Source organism: Romboutsia maritimum (assembly GCF_002251085.2).
GTDB lineage: Bacteria > Bacillota > Clostridia > Peptostreptococcales > Peptostreptococcaceae > Romboutsia_B > Romboutsia_B maritimum.
Genome location: NZ_NOJZ02000083.1, coordinates 1 through 1,181, shown reverse-complemented (window position 1 = coordinate 1,181; position 1,181 = coordinate 1). Strand labels below are relative to the sequence as shown.

Sequence of the window (1,181 nt, the reverse complement as noted above, 5' to 3'; positions counted from 1 at the left end):
ACAACAACCTAACAGAAAAAGACAAATTAATAAAACAAATTAAACTTATTGAGTATCTAAATTCTAAAAAAGATATAATGTATCCTGCAGGTCAGTATTTTGATGTAGTAAACCAGGATTACCAGCTTAGTGAATATTTATTACAAAATGGAAAAGGTTCTGATACTATATCATATGAAAATTTAAAATTTTTAAGTAATAATTTAGAAGACATATCTAATTTTATTGACTATGATATAAAATATGTAATAGAACACATTGACCCTTCAATAAAAACAACACTTTCACAAGATCAGATATCATCTTTATACAATGAACTTAAAAAAATATCTTCAGACGATAATGTAAATACAGAAATTAAAAATAAAGTCAAAAAAATTATTAGAAGAAACTAAAGATTTATATTAATAATTTTTATATATTGAGAATAAAGAGAGTAATAATTAAAAAGTTTTTACTCTTTTTTTGTTTTCAAAAAAACACGGTTTTTAATACATATTTAAAATAATAGGAAGATAGTTGAAGTAGGAGCAAAAAACACTCCTATATCAACTATCTTTATTTATATGTTGGGGTCAAAAACTTTGGGGTCTAGTCTGACCTCACAGATTATAGCAAAAAAGCGCTATAAACTGTGATGCCAGACTAAAAACCTAGTGCATTGGTTATTATAGATAATTTTATTTTAGATATATTTCTAATTAAATTTTAAGTTATTAATTAGTTTGAAAGTGTCATTTAGAATATTATTTCAATAGCTAGTCATAGTGATTATAATAATATTATTTTTTAGTATTAAGATTTTTAATTATAAGGTTATATTGATATATATACTGTTATTGCTATACCTAATTTTGAGACTTATGGAGTTTGGCTATCGCCACCGCGCTTTACGCTACAATCTTTTTAGCAAAGAACGCTAAAAAGGATTTTCACTACAATCGCTAACTCAAGACCCTCCTACAATCATAGTTTTCTTGTAATCTTAAAGTTGGTTGTTTTCTAGTTAGTTTGGTTGGTATACGAAAAGATGAGCCTATCGGCTATGCCCCTCTGACTAATCATCAACGCACGAACACGACTCGCTACTAAAATACTTCGCAAACATCATATTTCATATCAAGTATGCTACGTATATTATTCGCTCATACGTGTTCGTAGCTTTTGAGGATAGCCATTCA

At 27.1% G+C, this 1,181-nt stretch carries 1 pseudogene; it reads left to right on the top strand.

Going from position 1 to position 1,181, the window contains the following annotated elements:
• Nucleotides 1-395 (top strand): annotated as a pseudogene (locus tag CHF27_RS14540) (hypothetical protein); the annotation flags it as partial.
• Nucleotides 396-1,181 lie beyond the last annotated feature (786 nt).